Source organism: Thomasclavelia ramosa DSM 1402 (assembly GCF_014131695.1).
Classification (GTDB): Bacteria; Bacillota_I; Bacilli_A; order Erysipelotrichales; family Coprobacillaceae; genus Thomasclavelia; species Thomasclavelia ramosa.
The window spans coordinates 181,393-199,765 of sequence record NZ_CP036346.1 but is presented as its reverse complement, the minus strand read 5'-3'; the positions used below and the strand labels follow the sequence as shown (position 1 = coordinate 199,765).

The window sequence follows — 18,373 nt, the reverse complement described above, 5'->3', positions numbered from 1 at the left end:
ACTATATAGCAACCTTTTCTAATCCAAAACGTCTTGAAATTTCTTTTGTTAGTAGTGCTACAACTTGTTTATCCTCTAATAATACTGGGGTTAACTGTCCTTTAACATTTTCTATTGCCTTCAAAATGTCATTTTGATAATGATATCCTGGCAACAATACAAAAGGAATGATTTGTTCATATTCACCTATTATTTTAGTATTAAACGCACATACTGAACCATACCTACTAAGAATATCAAATAGTTTACTATTACTCCGTGGATGAATTATAAATAAGCGTTTTACTTTATTAGAATAAAGTTGTTCTAAAAGAATCTCACTGTTAAAAAGTGGTGCTGCTACTTCTTTTGGTGAACACATTTTAGATATTTTATCATAGATCTTTCCATATGAAATGACCATTGGCTGAATCTGCCATTTTATTTTTAACATCATTAATATTTTTAATTTATCTTGAAAATCTATTTCCTTTAAACATAGAGACATCGCAGATACTTGTTCAGCAAAGTAATCAATCACATTCATACACTGTGCTGTAAAAATTAATAGACGTCCTTCTTTTTCTAAAATAAACATTAGTAACATATCTAATTCTGTTTTTTCAAAATACATCAGCTGCTTAAAAAACTGTTTTCGATCATGTTTATTTACCAAATTATTTAAAAGAACCAGCCTACGAATATTACTTAAAGCAGATAAATAATCATCATATTGTTCTAATTCATAAGCTAATTTTTTAGTAAAAGCTGGATACTGCCCCTTTGTTGATATACCTAAAAGCAGATTTTCCGTTTCTACTACCTTCATGGCCTTTAAAGATGCCATACTTGAAGTAGCACAAGCACACAATACTCCTAATTCATCAGCATCTCTAATTATCTGGTTATTTAATTCACGATCATCAGTTGCAATATAAACAAAAAAAGCATTTTGAAGATATTTAGGCTGATAATCTGTCAGATACTTTTCTACCTCTAAAGCCTCGAGCTTTCTATCAATGCGAGAAGCAATTATCTTTACTTTAGCCCCTTCTTTAAGAAACTGCAATGCTTTACGACTAGCAACCGCACCACCGCCAACTATAACAACTGTTTTATCTTTAAAATTAATCAACCAAGGCATCATGACATTTCACCAGTGCTTTTTTTATTGCATTTAAAGTATTGTCGAGATCAATTTGGCTATGAGCAGCACTTACAAACCATGCTTCAAATTGACTAGGAGCAATTAAAATTCCCTGTCTTAACATTTCTCTAAAAAACAAAGCATACATTTCAGTATTACAAGTCTGAACATCTTCAAAAGTAGTAATTGGTTTATTGGTAAAAAATAGCGTCAATAAACTTTGACAACGATGCACCTGATAATCTAATGATAATGTAGATAAAATAGTTTTAATTCCATTTTCTAAATAATTTGCTGCTTTGTTTATATATTCATAAACATCAGGATGATTATTTAAATAGCTTAATTGTGCTAAACCAACAGACATAGCTAATGGATTACCTGATAGCGTTCCTGCTTGATAAACCGGCCCTTGAGGTGAAACTAAACTCATAATTTCTTTTTTTCCGCCGTATGCTCCAACTGGCAGCCCACCTCCAATAATTTTACCAAAACAAACCATATCGGGAATAACTCCTAAATAATCTGGACAGCTATGATAAGAGACACGGAACCCTGTAATTACTTCATCAAAGATCAAAACAATTCCATTTTGATCACATAATGTACGTAATCCGGTTAAAAACTCTTTAGTCGCTGGAACTATTCCCATATTGGCTGCAACAGGCTCTAAAATAATTGCGGCAATATCTTTTTTATTTTGTTCTACTGCTGCTATTACAGAGCTTAAATCATTATATTTGCAGATTATTGTTTGAGAAATTATTTCCTGGGGAATTCCCGGACTAGTTGGAAGATTAAAAGTTAATGCTCCTGAACCAGTCTTAACTAATAAACCATCACTATGTCCGTGATAATTGCCCTCAAATTTAATAATTTTATTCCGACCAGTAAAGCCTCGAGCTACTCTTAAAGCACTCATTGTAGCTTCTGTTCCTGAATTAACCATTCTTACCATTTCAATTCCTTGATAGCTGTCAACAATCAATTTAGCCATTGCTACTTCTAACTTAGTTGGTAGTCCAAAGCTTGTTCCTAACTGACTCGCTTCAATAATTGCATTTTGAACGACTGGATGATTATGCCCTAAAATAAGTGGTCCCCAAGAACAAATATAATCAATATATTCAACTCCATCTTCACCAAACAAATGCGCCTTATCACCTTTTTTTGCAAAAACTGGAATCTCACCAACTGATTTAAAAGCTCGGACTGGTGAGTTTACACCACCTGGAATATATTGACAAGCTTCTTCAAATATTTCTTGATTAGTCATGATGATCACCTTGCCATTTTTGAGCTAATTCAAGTGCAAAGTAAGTGATAATCATATCAGCACCAGCTCGTTTTATTGCTAATAACGATTCCTCTATTACTGCTTCTTTCATTATTCCCTGCTTAACTGCCATTTTAAGCATTGCATATTCACCACTGACATTATAAGCGCAGATTGGCATATTAAAACTAAGTTTTGCCTCCTTGATTACATCGAGAAAAGCTAATGCCGGCTTTACCATAATAATATCAGCACCTTCATCTATATCAGCTTGTATTTCTCGCATCGCTTCATTACCATTAGCTATATCCATTTGGTAACTTGAACGGTTTCCAAATGAAGGAGCACTATTAGCAGCCGCTCTGAATGGTCCATAATAAGAGGAAGCATATTTAGCACTGTAACCCATGATTGGTAAATCTTTAAATCCCGTTTCATCAAGTGCTTTTCTTATAGCAAGAATTTCACCATCCATCATTGCACTTGGAGCTACCATATCTACCCCACTTTTAGCATAGCTTACTGCAATCTTGCCTAAATATAATAAAGTTTCATCATTAATCACACAACCATCACGATCCAAAATCCCGCAATGTCCATGATCTGTATATTCACACATACAAACATCACCGATCACATACATTTCTGGAGCAATTTTTTTGATTTCTCTAATTGCTCTTTGGATGATTCCATCATCATTGTATGCTTCAGTCCCTAATTCATCTTTATGTTCGGGAATTCCAAAAAGAATGCACGCATTAATTCCAGCTCTCTGTAATTCTTTAATTATCTCATTAAGACGGTCAATAGAATAATGGTATATTCCCTCTAATGAAGATATCTCTTTTTTAATATTATTTCCTGCAACCACAAATATTGGGCTGATTAATTGCTCCACTGATAAACGATTTTCTTTGATCAAATTTCTTGGTACCTTTTTATTACGTAATCTTCTTCCTCTATAAAACATTAATATTCTCCTTTATAATCGCAATCATTCCTTCATAACTATTATCTTTAGCTTCAATAATCTTCACATGCGGATAATATTTTTTAAGCGCCTGAGTCGTCATTGGTCCAATTGACAAAGCAATCTTAAAAGTACTTGGATATTTTGCTAAACGTTCAACTGATGAAGCACAAGTAAAACAGGCTAAATGATATGACTCTTCTTCAACAATTATTAATTCTTTATTTTCATAAACAATTAATTCATGATCTTCTGCTCGTTTTTTTATCTTACTATGTTCCTTAGCACGAACAATAATCATTTCTTCACTATCCATCCGTTTATTTTTTAAATAATTATTAAAATCTTCACTATTTGCTTTAGGACTAATTAAATCACTATAATATCCATATAGTTGTAACAAGTTGGCTGTCTTTTCACCAATACAAGCAAAACGAACTGTTGTCAAACTACGATGATCAACCCTTTGCATCTTTAAATAATTAAAAAATCCTCTAATACCATTTTGGCTGGTAAAAACAATTAATTTATGATTTAAATCTAATTTTTGCTGAGAATTCAGGTAATTGACCTTCCCTAACTGAACCTGTTTAACTGCCGCCCCCTGTTCTTTGAAATACTTACTGATTGGTAATTCTTGATCACTAACACATGCAACCAGTATCTTTTTGTTTAGTAGTATTTTTCTTTGAAAAAAATCTAATTCATGATGAAGTGCTACTACTGCACCAACAACAATCAACATAGGCGAGCACAAATAACTATCTTTAAATTTATCGATAATATTTTCTAGTGTTCCATAAATACTTCGCTGCTCTGTTCGAGTTGCGTTGGAAATTAAAGCAATTGGAGTAGTCTTATCTTTTCCTGCCACCAAAAGATTTGTAACGATTTGTTCTAGTTTTTGTTGTCCCATCATAAATATATACGTTAAGCTATCATCTAGAAACTGTTGATAATCCCATTCATAAGCTTGATTATTTTTATGGTGAGCTGTTACTACCATAAATCCAGAAGATACCCCACGATGTGTTATTGGAATACCTGCATAACATAAACCAGCAACAGCTGAAGTTAAACCCGGAACAACTTCAAAGTCAATTCCTGCTTTGAATAAAGCCAAGGCCTCTTCGCCACCACGACCAAAAACATAGACATCGCCACCTTTTAATCGAACGACTTGTGCATATTGTCGAGCTTTTTCAATTAACAGAAGATTAATATTATCCTGAGCTAAAGTATGGTTATTTGAAGCTTTACCCACATAGATTTTCTCACATGTTTCCTTACAATAATTTAATATTGCGGGATCAATTAGCCGATCATAAATTATACAGTCAGCACTTTTTATACATTCGAGCGCCTTAACTGTATATAAATCGATTGCTCCTGGACCACCACCGACTAAATAGACTCTACCGTTCATAAACTTCCCTCATTAACATTTCAGCAAGTGCTGTTACTTCCTCGCTTGCATCTTTTAAACTAAATTTCTTATCAATGTTTTTTAAAACCGTTCCATCTTCATTCCCTAACAATCCGTAAAAATGTACCTGATCTCCAATAATTTTTGCATAACCGCCAACGGGAATATGACAACTGCCATTTACTGTTTTTAAAAATAAACGTTCCAGTTCCATTCGTGTTGTTGTAATTTCATCACTTATATTATTGATCATCGTCAATAATTCACTATCTTGACGAACTTGAATTGCTAATATGCCTTGACCGCAGGCAGGAATCATTTTTGTCTCATCTAAATACTCACTAATTAAATCTTCCAAGCCTAAACGTTTTAGCCCAGCACTTGCAAGTACTAGACCATCGATTTCTTGATTTGCCATCTTTTGCAGACGAGTATTAACATTTCCACGAATATCAACGATTTTTAAATCAGGGCGGAGTTTTAATAGTTGATATTTTCTCCGCTTGCTTCCTGTTGCAATCGTTGCATGCTGAGGCAGCCTTGCTAATGAAGAACAATTCTTTAATACTAAGCAATCACGATAATCACTAGGAGCTAACGTTTTAGCGTATACTAAACCAGCAGGATTATCACTTGGCATATCCTTTAAACTATGGACAGCAAGATCAATTGTATGCTCTAATAGTTCTTTTTCGATTTCTTTAACAAAAACACCTTTATCGTTTATTTTGTCCAAAGCAATATGTTGCATTTTATCACCAATGGTATGAATGACTTTAATTTCGTATTCATTTTCTGGATATGCCCTTTGGAGTTTTTCAATTACATATTCAGTTTGTTTTAACGCAAGACTTGAGCCTCTGCTACCAACAATTATTTTCATTCTTCATTATCCTCTTTAAGACTAAATAGTTTATTTATTACTTCAAGATCATTGATTTGATTAGTTTTTACACAATGTATCGGATCTTTCATTATTTGCATAAATGATGCTTTTAATGTTTTTTCTAATATATGGCGCTCACGAGCAGTTAAAGATAGTTTATTAACCAAAATTTCATAAGTTTGATTAGCTAACTGCATACTTTTTGCCTGTAAAGATTGTATCACATAATCATATTTGATACTATCAAGCTTTGTTCTTACTTCCCTGATCTTAATATCAATTTCTGAATTTATTTTTTCTACATCTTTACTTCGTAATTGATTATTGACTGCAACCTCATGGTTTAATGTATCTAAATCAATACATTGAATAGAAGCAGTTTTATCAATATCACGAGGAATCGTCAAATCAATCGCTATTAATTGTGAACTTATAAAATCATCACGATTAAAGATTAGATGCGGGCTCGCTGTAGCACTTATTAAAATATTAACTTGATCCAACAAGATCTTTCTTTGATTAAAGGGAATAATTTTTATTTTAGGATACTGTTGTTTTAATTTAACAAGTTTGCCACTATTTCGATTAGAAAAAATTAATTCATTATTATCATATAAATATGGGATAAATGATGTCGCAATTTCACCGGCACCACAAATCATAATTTTTTGATTATATAAGTTTGATACTTTTTTTAAATGTTCAACGGCTAAATGAGTCAATGAGATTGACGGCTGCTGATATTTGTGCTTCATCTTTTTGACAAAATTAAGAGTTTCTTGAAAAATCAAAGATAACTCTTTTCCCCCTAAAGACATTCTACAAGTAAAATCATATGCCTGCTTAACTTGTCCTAATATTTGATCTTCACGGATCAGCATCGATTCTAATCCACAGGTTACTTTTAATAGATGCCTAAAAGCTTCATCACCAGTTTTAACATATAATGGCGCCTCAGCTTGATTAAAATAATTTAAATAAATAGATGGTAAGAAATCAATATCTGTTTGATACATCAAATAAACTTCACTTCGATTACAAGTTGATAAAATAAGAACTTGTTCAATACCATAGGTTAATAATAAACTTGAAAATTCTAATTTTTGAGTATCTGTAAAACTAAATAAGGAACGTTTATCCAATGCTAATTGCTTGTGGCTAACACCAATTACTGCGAACTCCATAAACCTTTAAAAAACCACGAAATCGTGGTTTTAATTTTGTGGTCCTGCTTTTTTATGTTGTTCAAGCGGTTTTAAATGGATATTGGCACGTTGTTCACTTTCAGTCCAATACAATTCTTCTGCCACAAGACACTCAGGATTTAATTCAACGCCATCTAAAATCAATTCTTTAAACTTAGGATATCCAGCAATATCAATTAAGTGTCCACCATGAATATATTCAGGTTTGTTATCCATCACCCAGGCAGAAAACTTTTGCCAATTGCTAAACACTTGTAGTAATGCATCTTCGGTAATCCAATTTAAGAAAATTTTCCCCATTCTTGGATACTGTTTTCCACTACGTCCACCTAGAGTAACACGATAAAATTTAGTTGGTTTACGTGTCCAGGCACCAGTTGGACAAGCAATAACACACTCTCCACATCCAACACAACAACAAGTATCTTTATCTACTTTATTATCAGCATTTAGTGAAAGTACTCTAGTCGCATGATGTTGACAAGCTCGCACACAAGCACCACAGCCAATACATCTTTCTGGATGATACTCCATCTTCGCGATCCCCATGATTCCAAAATCATTAAAATGACCTTTTCCACAATCATTAGGGCATCCCGATACTGATACTTTAATATGATAGTGACTAGGAAAAATAATTTTTTCAATTTTTCTTGCTAACTGATACGTATTCACATTTGCTTTGATACAATGAGTATTACCAATACAGCTCATAACATTACGAGCTCCAATAGTAGGATAGCCATAATCAGTAACATCCATATCAACATCACACATTTCGACTTCTACTTCTTTAATATAATCTTTAATATACTTGTTTACTTCACCAATGTATTCATATTTTATTCCGGGAATATTCAAAGTTTGTCGCATTCCAATATGAAATGTTCCGTTTCCCCAGTTTTCTGCGATGTCTTGAACTACTTGCAAATATTTAGCCGCAATCATTGATCCTGGCACCCGCATCTGTAACATGAATTCACCAGCCACTTTAGACTGTCTAAAACAATTTATTCTTAATTTTTTTATATCAATATCATGATTCATCTTCAGCTACTCCTAATCTACTAAATATTTAGCCTTTGTATAATTAAATACTGGTCCATCTAAACAAACATATGTTTCATCAATTCGGCAATGTCCACATTTCCCAACTGCACATGACATTTTTCTTTCAAAAGATACCCAAATTTTTTCATCAGGTACCCCTAAACCAGCAACCTTTTCTCCGGTAAATTTCATCATCATCGGTGGCCCGACAATAATAACTTCATAATTACCCATAAAACTATCAAAAGGAATTTTTTCAACTAAATCGGTTACAAAACCAACGTTCCATCCTTCAATTTGGTCTTTATCTAAAGTATAGAAAGTATTAAATTTTTCTTGCCATTTATTTAGTTCCTCTTTAAAAATAATTCCAGCCTCATTTTTAAACCCAACAATTAAAGTTAAACTTTTTACATATCCATCATTTTCAAAGCACTCATTTAGCATACTTCTTACTGGTGCTAATCCTGTACCACCAGTTATTACAACTAAATGTTTTCCTTTAAAGGTTTCTTCTAAAGGCCAGCCTTTACCATATGGTCCCCTAATAAAGAGAACATCACCAGGTTTCTTATTAAAAATTTCATCAGTTACTTTTCCAACCGAACGAATCGTAAAATCTAACCAGCCCTCACCCTGGGCTGAAACAGAGATTGGTGCTTCACCAATTTTAGGAATTGATAATTGGAGAAACTGTCCATGTTCCGGTTTAATATTTGTAGCAACTTTAAACGTATACTCTAAATTACTTTCTCGTTTTATCTCAAGAATTGTACTTGGAATTGGTTTGATTGGATTATTCATGGTTATCTCCTTTCACTTCAATTTCCGCCACTGCCGTAGCCATCTTCTCAACTGTTGCCGTTACTGAAATATATTCAGGGCATCTTGATGTACAGCGCCCACAACCAACACACATATGATAATCATTAAAACGTGCTTTATAATCATGAAATTTATGAAGAATCTTATATCGCATTCGATCCCCAGCCGTTGGCCTAAAGGCATGACCTCCTGCCATATCACTAAAACCATCGACCTGGCATGAAGCTGCAGTTCTTCGGCGTTCTCCAATACTAGCATTTTCATTATAAATTAAGTCTGTTGTCGTAAAACATGTACAAGTAGCACATGCTATCGTGCAAGCACCACATGAAATACAGCGTGAATTAAATGTTTGCCACATTGAATGTTGTTTTAATTTTAATAACGTTTCCTTGTCCTTGATTTCAGGAACTGTTACTTTTACTTCATTTTCCTCAATAAATGAAACTTCAAAATCATCTTTAGGGGCTTCCATAAAATATTTTTCAAATTCACTTTCTTTAACTTCTATTAATACCTCATTATCTAAATGACGAATTGCCAGACTATAATTGTCCGTTTTATTAGCTTGCATACTAACACAAAAACAAGTGTCCCAGCCACTTGTACACTCCATTAAAATTATCTTAACTTTTTCTTGAAGTCGTTGATAATAAAGATCACTGTACCCGCCATTTCCTAAATATATTTTATTTTGATGTTCCATTGCATTAACATCGCAAGGTCTCATAAAAATCAATATCTTTTTATCAGTTACTTTACTTTCACGATATTCATCTTCTGTAAAATAGAATAAAGATTGAGTAATTGGGGTAATTACTTCTTTAGCTGGAAAATCAGATTTTTGATCAAACACTACTTCTTCAATTTTACTAATTTTATCATAGCGAATAATATCAGTATCTGAATAACGCCCTTGTTTTTCAAAGCGTTTTGGTCCATAGATATCATATTCTTGTGATAGCGTCGCCAAAATATCATTTACATCTTTAAAACCTACTTTATATCCCATCGTTTTTCCTCCTAATGCCTACGCTTACATTTTGATTATAACACTTTCTATGTTATTATAATAATATTAATATCTAATGATATCTATTGGTTTTTCCAATAGCACAGGAGGTCTCAAAATGATTACACGAAAACATTTAGCCATTTTTAAAACGGTTGCTAAAACTAAATCAATGTCAAAAGCGGCCAAATTATTATACATCTCCCAGCCAACTATTTCTCAAAAAATCCAAGAAATTGAAGATGAGTATCAGGTTAAATTATTTGAACGTTATTCAAAGACACTATTTATCAGTGAAGAGGGTCAAACATTACTAGTTAAAGCCAACCAGATATTGAATCTATATGATGAAATTGAACATATCTTTACTAAAACCAAACAATTCCCATTAAAGATTGGTGCAACTTTGACAATCGGCAGTACTCTTATTTCACCTATTTTAAAGAAATTAAAAGATAAATATCAAGATATTACTTTTCAAGTTTATATTGATAATACTAATGTTATTGAAGAAAAATTATTAAATAATACTTTAGATATTGCTTTAGTTGAAGGTACGATCATCAATCAAGATTTAATTGTCGAACCCGTTATCAAAGATCGAGTTGTTTTTGTTTGTGCCCAAGATTACCCTCTAAATAACGTTAAAGTAATGAGCCTAACTGAATTGAGTTTACATCCTTTTATTGATCGTGAACAAGGTAGTGGGACAAGAAATCAACTTGATGAATGCTTAAAAAATAATAATATTTTTTTGGAGCCTGCTTGGCAATGTCATAGTTGGGAATCTGTTAAACAGGCAGTTTTAAATGGTCATGGTATCGCCTTAATGCCTATGAAAATTATTGAAAATGAAGTTATTGAAAAAAGTATTCAAGTTATTAATGTCAATAACATCAGTATTGAACGCGATTTTTCAATTTGTTATCATAAAAATAAAAGTATAAATAAAAAAATGCAAGCCTTTATTAAGACCTGCAAAAATTATTAATTATTTAAGCCTTGACCAACTTGTTGACCAACAATTGCACCATCATTGGTAGCTGTCACAACTTGGCGAAGTACTTTTTGACGAACATCACCAGCAGCATAAATACCTTTGACAGATGTTTCCATCAATTCATTTGTAATGATATAGCCACGCTCATCAGTAATTCCTAAGTCTTTAACAAAATCAGTAATTGGATCTAATCCTACAAATGGAAAGACACCCTTAACTGCTAATTCACTAACTTCACCAGTCTTACTATCTTCTAATGCAATCGCCGCAACCTTATTATCTTTTGCAATAAGATGATGAGGTTTTTTTAGAAAATGAATTTCAATTTTATCATTAGCTTGAACATGATCTTGAATTATTTTATCAGCCCTAAAAACATCCCGCCGAACAATTAAATGTACTTTTTTAGCAAATTTAGTTAAATAAATAGCTTCTTCTAATGCCGAATTACCCCCACCAACAACTGCTACTTCATCACCTTTAAAAAATGGTCCATCACAAACAGCACAATAAGAAACACCATGCCCGGTTAATTCTTCTTCCATCGGAATTCCCATTTTACGTTCCTTAGTTCCAGTAGCAATCAAGACATTTTTTGCTTCATATGACTGATCCGTTGTTATAACTTCTTTATAATCACCGTAATCAATTACTTTAGTTACTTCACCATATGCCTGTTCACCGCCAAATGATAATGCATGTTCATACATTTCATAAGCTAACTCAGGGCCAGTCTTCTTTTTTTGTCCAGGCCAGTTTTCGATTTCAGCACTGACATTCAACTTTCCTCCAGGTGCTCCAGCATCCAGCATCAACACCTCTGCCCCTGCCCTAGTTGCATATAAACATGCACTTAATCCAGCAGGACCAGCTCCAATAATAATTAAATCTTTCATCTTAACACGCTCCTTCTATATATGGAATGATTTCCTTCATCTCGTCGATCATTAAATCTGGTTCTAATTCTAATAAATGTTGATAACCTTTAGGTGACCATTTTACACCAATTGTTTTAATACCAGCATTTTTCCCAGCTTGAATATCAGTTATATTATCACCGATATATACAGCTTTTTTAACACCCAATAATTCCATTGCCTTGATTATTCCTTCTGGATCCGGCTTAGTGACCTTAACATCGTCTAATCCAATTACTACATCAAAATATTTTTTTAAATCAAAAGTGTTGAGTCCTACATCAGCAGCAACTTTTAATTTAGTCGTAACGATTCCTAAAGGATAACCTCTATTTTTTAAATATTCTAATGTTTCTACTACTGTCGGATAAACATAGACAAAATCCTCGTGATGACTATGGTTATAACTATGATAATAATTCAACAATTCATTAAACATTTCATCTGGAAAGTACTTCGAAAACGTTTCTTTTAAAGATGGTCCTAAAAAAGATAATAATTCATCTTCACTCAAAGTATACCCAGGCTGATACTTTTCAAATACTTTAATAAAAGTTCTTTTAATTAATTCATCTGTATATAAAACTGTTCCATCTAAATCAAATATTATTGCTGTATCCATAAAATCTCCTTTACACATCATAGTATATCACACGTAATTAAATGTGATAAAGATTATGCTTTATTATTTATGAATATAAGTCTATACTTATGACGAGGTGATTAAAATGAAAATTGCAATTGTATTTGATAGTCATACAGGTAATACCAAAAAAGTAGCTAATGTAATTAAAGAAGCTTGTATTAACGAAGAGGTTGTTTACTTCGGTGAACCTCAAACATTCAGTGACGCAGATCTGATTTTTATTGGAAGCTGGACCGATAAGGGTAACTGTAGTCAAAAGATTCAAAATTTTCTTACTACTCTTTCAAATGAAAAAATCGCTTTTTTTGCAACAGCTGGATTTGGTGGTTCTACTGAATACTATGATAAACTGGCAGAACGATTTGATAATGTTGTAAATACTAATAATAAGATATTAGGACACTTTTTCTGTCCCGGTAAGATGCCTTTATCAATACGTGATCGCTATGTTAAAATGATTCAAGAGCATCCTGAAGATAAACAGCTTCAAGTTAGTATTGATAACTTTGATGCAGCTCTATCACATCCAGATACAAATGATTTAGAAAATGCTAAAAAATATGCATTAGAGATGATAGCTAAGGTTTAAATATCTTAGCTATTTTATATATTAAAATAAATGAATTGGATTAATAAAATTAATTTTTTTATGTTATTATAATATAAAAGGAGTGGTAGGATGTTGAATGGAAAAGAATTATTAGATAATAATACGCATATAATTTATGAAAAAATTACTACTGATGAACTTCCGCTAAAAGTTATTGAGGTAACTTTAGCTAAAGATGATCCTAATTTAATCCCTCCAAAACATTGGCATCGTAGTTTAGAGTTTATTATTCCACTTACCGCATCAATTGAACTTTGGAGTAATGGGGAAACTTATTCAATTGCTCGTAATGGTTTAGCTATCATTAATTCACAAGCTATACATACGACTAAAATTATTGAATCAGAGGATTGTTTTAAAAGTATTGTTATTCAAATTAAGTATGATTTTCTAAAAAAATGCTATCCTGCATTTGATAATATCTATTTTTCTAATCATATAGTCCCAGAAATTGAACAAAAACTGGTCGTTCTTTTAACTAATTTGAGTTTAGAGTATCAACAAACTACTGAATTTAAATTACTTACTATTAATGGTTATTTATATTTAATTATTAGTATTTTATTAAAGTATCAAAAAAAGATTAGAAAAGTTGGTTACTTTCTTCAATCTGATCAAAAACTCCAAGAATTTATGAAAATTCTCTTTTATTTAGATGAACATTATTCTCAAGCACTAGATGTTTCCTCAATCGCGAACCAATTTAACTTCTCTTATGGTTATTTAGCAAGATTGTTCAAAAAACACTTAAATATTACGGTCAAACAATACTTAACTGCACAACGTTTAGAACACTGTACTAACGATTTGGTTCATACTAATTTAACCATTACTGAGATTGCGATGAAAAATGGCTTCTCTAGTACTAAATCTTTTAATCGTGAATTTAAACTCAAATATCATGAAACACCCCAAGTATATCGTAATAAAGTTAGAAAATGACCCTAATGTGGTCATTTTTTTCATATTTAAATTTTATAAATAAGCTTAAGATATAGGCAAGGTGAAAGGAGAAGAGAGAATGAAAAGATTATCAAAATTATTACTTGCCTTATTTATTGCTTGTAGCATTACCGGATGTTCTCAAAGCACAGAAGTTGTTGATGCAACTTATGAAATTTATATTGCCGGATATGATTGGGGATGTGGCGTCAATAAAACTATTTTGACATTAGACAAAGCTGTTGATGATGTTGACAAAAATGATTTTATGGTATCTGAAACAAAACAAGTAACTGATTGGGAAGATGAGGCACTCCCAGTTGTTGAAAAAAACTTTGGAGCGTGTTGTTGATGATGCCTATTCTTGTGATAAAGATGGGCAAAAAATTGATGGAGAGTCTAAATATATTGCGATTGAGTTATATGTAAGCCCAAATGATGGTTCGCCATTATTATACTCTGCTACAACACATTATAATACATGGAGTGATCCGTATTATTTAAATATTTCATTAGCAAAAAACGGTGAAATAACGGTAGACGATAAAAAAGTTACTAAACTTGATGTTAGTACAGAATATACTAAAAAAATTACTGCTGCTGACGCTTTAGAATTAGAAAAATTTAAGGCTAGTGATGGAATTGAATTAAATTATGGTCATTTTAACCCTAAAGAACCTTCTAATACATTATTTGTGTGGTTACATGGTTCTGGTGAAGGGGGAACAGAGAATACTAATCCACAAGTAACCTCTTTATCAAATAAAGTAAGTGCTTATTTTAATGATGATTTCCAAAATGCTGTTGGCAATGCATATGTTTTAGTTCCTCAATGTCCAACTTTTTGGATGGATGCTGATGGTAATGGCGGTGAATGGAATGATGACTTATTAGTAACTCATGGTCCTTCTTATTATACTAATGCACTTATGGAATTAATTAAAGATTATCAGTCTCGATGCGGAGCTACTAAAGTCGTTCTTGCAGGATGTTCTGCAGGTGGATATATGACTATGCGTTTAATTTTAGATTATCCAGATTATTTTGCTGCAGCAATACCAATTTGTGAAGCCCTGCCTGATGATGTTATTAGTGACCAACAACTTTCTGAAATTAAAGATCTACCTCTATATTTTATTTATTCTAATGATGATCCTAGTATTATTCCAGAAAAATTTGAAATTCCTACTATTAACCGATTAAAAAATCTTGGTGCAACTAATCTACACGTTGCCACATTTGATTCGGTCATCGATACTTCTGGTAAATATAATGATTTAAATGATGGTGACCCATACCAATATAATGGTCACTGGTCATGGATCTATTTTGATAATAATGAAGCCGACTGTGATGAACATGGTGAAAAAGTTTGGCAATGGATTGGTGAACAAGTTAAATAAAATGAATATAAAAGATGTAACGGATAAATTTTTAAACGTTACATCTTTTAATTATAATTTTCAGTTAAGTTGACAATTATAGGGTTCCTCATTTAAATATTTTTATTGCTAAAAAGTCTTTCTAGTTCCCCTATTTTTTTAGTCTTTTGAAATATGAATATTAGATAAATCTAAATACTCCTGCTTATTGGAAAGAAATCCTGATTTAACTGAAACAAAACCTTTTAAAATATCATGGGCAAATTCCTCTCTGCCACTACTGATACCTGTTTTAAACATCTAATTAATATTCTAAAATCATTTTCTTATTCCAGTATTAATTAACCGATTGATGTCATTTAATTATTTAACACTTCTGCCATGGAATAAACACTCGTATACTTTAATATTATTATAGTATATTTCCTCTTTACCATTAAAAAATTCATAATCACCATCATAACTACAATGATATGTATAATTACCATTAGTATACAACGCCGGACCTCTAAAAGGAGAAATTCGATCAACTAATAATAGTGCTTCCTTCAAAAAATCACCACTAAAAGCCTCATCAAGCACTTTACCATAATAATTCATTACATAAAGTGGAATATTGTCTTTATAGACACATTCTTCACCACCAAAAAATTCACTGCCTACAAACGTATCAATATATAAATATTCATTTTCTTGATATTGATAATCATGGCTGTTAGGTCGACTGGAAACAGTTTTCCCCTCCTTTTTAGCATAGGTTGCTTTTTTTGCCTTTAACATAAAATCAATCCAGTTATAATTACTAATTTTACTTTCTATTTCCTGCTTAGCACAGTCATTATCCTTAACTAAGTTATCAATCGTTATCCCAAATATCACTGATAATCCCATGATATAATCGAGATTTGGCAGCACACTACCACTCTCCCATTTAGTTACTGTTTGGCGACTTACTTCAAGCAGATCAGCAAGCTCCTCTTGTGTTAATCCTTTACGTTTACGATATAAAATAATTTTATCTCCAATCATTTTCCATCCTCCTTTATTTTAGTATCATTTTACTATATATTTAAAAATTTTCGAGAAACTATAATTTACATTTTTAGCAACTATTATTGTCATCTTCAAAATATAAGGAAATAATAGTAATTATGTTGTACAATAAATTGGGGTGATAACATGAAAAAAATTAATATAACAGAAATTAAAGGCATTCAAATCGGCCAAGTCGAAAATCAAAAAGCTGGAACCGGCTGCACTGTAATCATCTGCAAAGATGGTGCTACAGCCGGTGTTGATGTAAGAGGTGGCGGCCCAGCAACTAGAGAAACAGACCTGCTAAATCCAATCAACATGGTCCAACAGATCAATGCTGTAATGCTAAGTGGCGGCAGTGCCTTTGGACTAGATGCGGCTAGTGGTGTAATGCAATATTTAGAAGAACATAACTGTGGTTTTGATATGAAGGTCGCCCATGTCCCTATTGTTTGTGGTGCATCTTTATTTGATTTAACAGTTGGTGATCCTAAAATTCGTCCAGATAAAGCAATGGGATATCAAGCTTGCCTTAATAGCGAAAAAAATGAACCGCTTAAAGAGGGTAACTATGGTGCCGGATGTGGTGCTAGTGTTGGTAAAATCATGGGTCCACAATATGCAATGAAAGGCGGCTTAGGTACTGCAGCCATCCAGATCGATAATCTTCAAGTTGGAGCAATTGTAGCAGTTAATGCCTGTGGAAATATTGTTGACTATAAAACTAATGAGCAGTTAGCTGGAATTTATGATTCAGAACACAATAGTATCATTCCTGCAGACGAGGTGATTTTTCAACAAATTGAAAAACTTCGCCAATTACCAAGTGGTAATACTACCATTGGTTGTATTATTACAAATGCCAAATTAGACAAAGCTCAATGTACAAAGATTGCAGGGATTGCCCACAACGGTTATGCCCGTGCTATTCAGCCTGTCCACACGATGAGTGATGGCGATACTATTTTTGTATTAAGTACTAATGAAGTTGAAGTAATGCCAGATGCCATTGGGATTCTTGCAACTGATTTAATGGCTAAAGCAGTCAATCGTGCGGTAAAAAAAGCCGACAGCGCCTACGGTTTAAAATCATACAAAGAATTACATAAATAATTATTATTACAGTTGGCAGCAATAATAAATTGTACTATAATCTTATCGTCAAACCGTATCAAGAAGATATTTTCAAGAGATCATCATGACTCTTAGAAAAATGGGAAGATATGGCGAGACACTCATAATAAACATCACATCTAAAAAGAGTGATAGTAGGAGGAAAAAATGAGATCTAAAAAAACACAGTACATGACTTTCATGGCAATGTTTCTTGCTATTGAAATCATCCTTGTCGTAACACCGCTTGGTTATATCCCAATCGGTCCTTTAAGTGCTACGACAATGCACATTCCTGTAATCATTGCTGGGATTACATTAGGAAAAAAGGCAGGAGCCCAACTTGGTTTGGTCTTTGGACTAACTAGTTTAATTCGTGCAACGATTCAGCCGGGAATTACATCATTTTGTTTTTCACCATTCGTTACAGTGGGAAACATTAGCGGGGATTGGCGAAGCGTTATAATTGCTCTTGTTCCAAGAATATTACTTGGCTATCTTGCTGGAGTAATCTTTGAATTTATAAAAAACAAGTTTAATAATGAAAATGCTGCAGCAGTGATTGGTGCTTTAATTGGAACGATTACAAATACTGTACTTGTCCTAGGCGGAATTTACTTTTTCTTTGGCACTGCTTATGCTGATGCAGTTAATATTGCCTATAGTTCATTGCTGGCAATGTTATTTGGTGTTGTGACTACTAATGGTATCGTTGAGGCACTTATTGGGGCGGTCGTTACCCTCCTGGCATATAAAGCAATTAAACCAATGGCAACAAATATAAAATAATTTAAGGTTAAGTTACCCTTTAAATTCATTACTATTAGTAAGAAGTGTGTTATTATCACTTCTTATTTTATTATAGTTTATTTATACTTTTGGTATTTATAAAAATTATTTTTACTTTTACAATTAAAATGATAGAAACTTATCTTTTCATTTAGCTAATTTC

General features: G+C 32.6%; 19 protein-coding genes. 7 read left to right on the top strand and 12 right to left on the bottom strand.

The features are described 5' to 3' along the window. Position 1 precedes the first annotated feature (1 nt). From EYR00_RS00880 to asrA, 9 genes are read right to left on the bottom strand one after another with little or no spacing between them, the layout of a single operon-like run. On the bottom strand, positions 2–1,126 hold the full coding sequence (locus EYR00_RS00880; protein WP_003535202.1) for a precorrin-2 dehydrogenase/sirohydrochlorin ferrochelatase family protein: 1,125 nt from the start codon (positions 1,124–1,126) through the stop codon (positions 2–4). Next, entirely contained in the window at positions 1,107–2,402 is a 1,296-nt protein-coding gene (gene hemL, locus EYR00_RS00875; protein WP_003535204.1) for a glutamate-1-semialdehyde 2,1-aminomutase, read from the bottom strand. The genes EYR00_RS00880 and hemL overlap by 20 nt, the downstream gene beginning before the upstream one ends. Then, a complete protein-coding gene (gene hemB / locus EYR00_RS00870; protein WP_003535206.1) occupies positions 2,395–3,372 on the bottom strand; it encodes a porphobilinogen synthase in 978 nt (325 codons plus the stop codon). The genes hemL and hemB overlap by 8 nt, the downstream gene beginning before the upstream one ends. Further along, positions 3,362–4,798 (bottom strand): uroporphyrinogen-III C-methyltransferase, encoded by a 1,437-nt coding sequence (gene cobA / locus EYR00_RS00865; RefSeq protein WP_003535208.1) that lies wholly within the window; start codon positions 4,796–4,798, stop codon positions 3,362–3,364. Before cobA ends, hemB begins: the two co-directional genes overlap by 11 nt. Then, entirely contained in the window at positions 4,788–5,681 is an 894-nt protein-coding gene (hemC, locus tag EYR00_RS00860) for a hydroxymethylbilane synthase (RefSeq protein ID WP_003535209.1), read from the bottom strand. Before hemC ends, cobA begins: the two co-directional genes overlap by 11 nt. Continuing rightward, complete coding sequence (locus EYR00_RS00855; RefSeq protein ID WP_003535211.1) at positions 5,678–6,868, bottom strand: glutamyl-tRNA reductase; 1,191 nt, start codon at positions 6,866–6,868, stop codon at positions 5,678–5,680. The genes hemC and EYR00_RS00855 overlap by 4 nt, the downstream gene beginning before the upstream one ends. A gap of 30 nt (positions 6,869–6,898) precedes the next feature. Further along, on the bottom strand, positions 6,899–7,936 hold the full coding sequence (gene asrC, locus EYR00_RS00850) for a sulfite reductase subunit C (RefSeq protein ID WP_003535213.1): 1,038 nt from the start codon (positions 7,934–7,936) through the stop codon (positions 6,899–6,901). 12 nt (positions 7,937–7,948) lie between these two features. Beyond that, positions 7,949–8,743, bottom strand: a complete 795-nt coding sequence (gene asrB / locus EYR00_RS00845) for an anaerobic sulfite reductase subunit AsrB (protein WP_003535215.1) — start codon at positions 8,741–8,743, stop codon at positions 7,949–7,951. Further along, positions 8,736–9,776, bottom strand: coding sequence for an anaerobic sulfite reductase subunit AsrA (asrA, locus tag EYR00_RS00840; RefSeq protein ID WP_003535217.1), 1,041 nt, complete (start codon positions 9,774–9,776; stop codon positions 8,736–8,738). The genes asrB and asrA overlap by 8 nt, the downstream gene beginning before the upstream one ends. Positions 9,777–9,894: 118 nt before the next feature. Here asrA and EYR00_RS00835 point away from each other — a divergent pair, with 118 nt between their 5' ends. Beyond that, positions 9,895–10,767 (top strand): LysR family transcriptional regulator, encoded by an 873-nt coding sequence (locus EYR00_RS00835; protein ID WP_008792451.1) that lies wholly within the window; start codon positions 9,895–9,897, stop codon positions 10,765–10,767. Here EYR00_RS00835 and trxB read toward each other — a convergent pair. After that, positions 10,764–11,672, bottom strand: coding sequence for a thioredoxin-disulfide reductase (gene trxB, locus EYR00_RS00830; RefSeq protein ID WP_003535221.1), 909 nt, complete (start codon positions 11,670–11,672; stop codon positions 10,764–10,766). The two genes, EYR00_RS00835 and trxB, sit on opposite strands and share 4 nt — an antisense overlap. 1 nt (position 11,673) lies before the next feature. Continuing rightward, positions 11,674–12,315 (bottom strand): pyrophosphatase PpaX, encoded by a 642-nt coding sequence (gene ppaX, locus EYR00_RS00825; RefSeq protein WP_008792452.1) that lies wholly within the window; start codon positions 12,313–12,315, stop codon positions 11,674–11,676. A gap of 106 nt (positions 12,316–12,421) precedes the next feature. Here ppaX and bilS point away from each other — a divergent pair, with 106 nt between their 5' ends. The 4 genes from bilS to EYR00_RS00810 all read left to right on the top strand — a co-directional run bounded on the left by bilS (position 12,422) and on the right by EYR00_RS00810 (position 15,294). Then, positions 12,422–12,928: a flavodoxin family protein BilS gene (gene bilS / locus EYR00_RS00820; protein ID WP_003535225.1), complete on the top strand. Its 507-nt coding sequence runs from the start codon at positions 12,422–12,424 to the stop codon at positions 12,926–12,928. A gap of 90 nt (positions 12,929–13,018) precedes the next feature. Next, positions 13,019–13,891 (top strand): AraC family transcriptional regulator, encoded by an 873-nt coding sequence (locus EYR00_RS00815; RefSeq protein WP_003535226.1) that lies wholly within the window; start codon positions 13,019–13,021, stop codon positions 13,889–13,891. A 79-nt stretch (positions 13,892–13,970) separates the two neighbouring features. Next, positions 13,971–14,243 (top strand): hypothetical protein, encoded by a 273-nt coding sequence (locus EYR00_RS15695; protein WP_232254044.1) that lies wholly within the window; start codon positions 13,971–13,973, stop codon positions 14,241–14,243. Next, positions 14,212–15,294: a carboxylesterase family protein gene (locus EYR00_RS00810; RefSeq protein WP_232254045.1), complete on the top strand. Its 1,083-nt coding sequence runs from the start codon at positions 14,212–14,214 to the stop codon at positions 15,292–15,294. Before EYR00_RS15695 ends, EYR00_RS00810 begins: the two co-directional genes overlap by 32 nt. Positions 15,295–15,636: 342 nt before the next feature. On the opposite strand, the gene EYR00_RS00805 is transcribed toward EYR00_RS00810, so the two are convergent. Further along, the gene (locus EYR00_RS00805) at positions 15,637–16,302 is read right to left on the bottom strand and encodes a DUF5680 domain-containing protein (RefSeq protein ID WP_003535232.1); all 666 of its coding nucleotides are present in this window, start codon (positions 16,300–16,302) and stop codon (positions 15,637–15,639) included. Between the two features lie 150 nt (positions 16,303–16,452). Here EYR00_RS00805 and EYR00_RS00800 point away from each other — a divergent pair, with 150 nt between their 5' ends. Together EYR00_RS00800 and EYR00_RS00795 are read left to right on the top strand one after the other, a co-directional pair. After that, positions 16,453–17,421 (top strand): P1 family peptidase, encoded by a 969-nt coding sequence (locus tag EYR00_RS00800; protein ID WP_003535233.1) that lies wholly within the window; start codon positions 16,453–16,455, stop codon positions 17,419–17,421. Between the two features lie 168 nt (positions 17,422–17,589). Then, positions 17,590–18,210: an ECF transporter S component gene (locus EYR00_RS00795; RefSeq protein WP_003535234.1), complete on the top strand. Its 621-nt coding sequence runs from the start codon at positions 17,590–17,592 to the stop codon at positions 18,208–18,210. Positions 18,211–18,373: the final 163 nt, after the last annotated feature.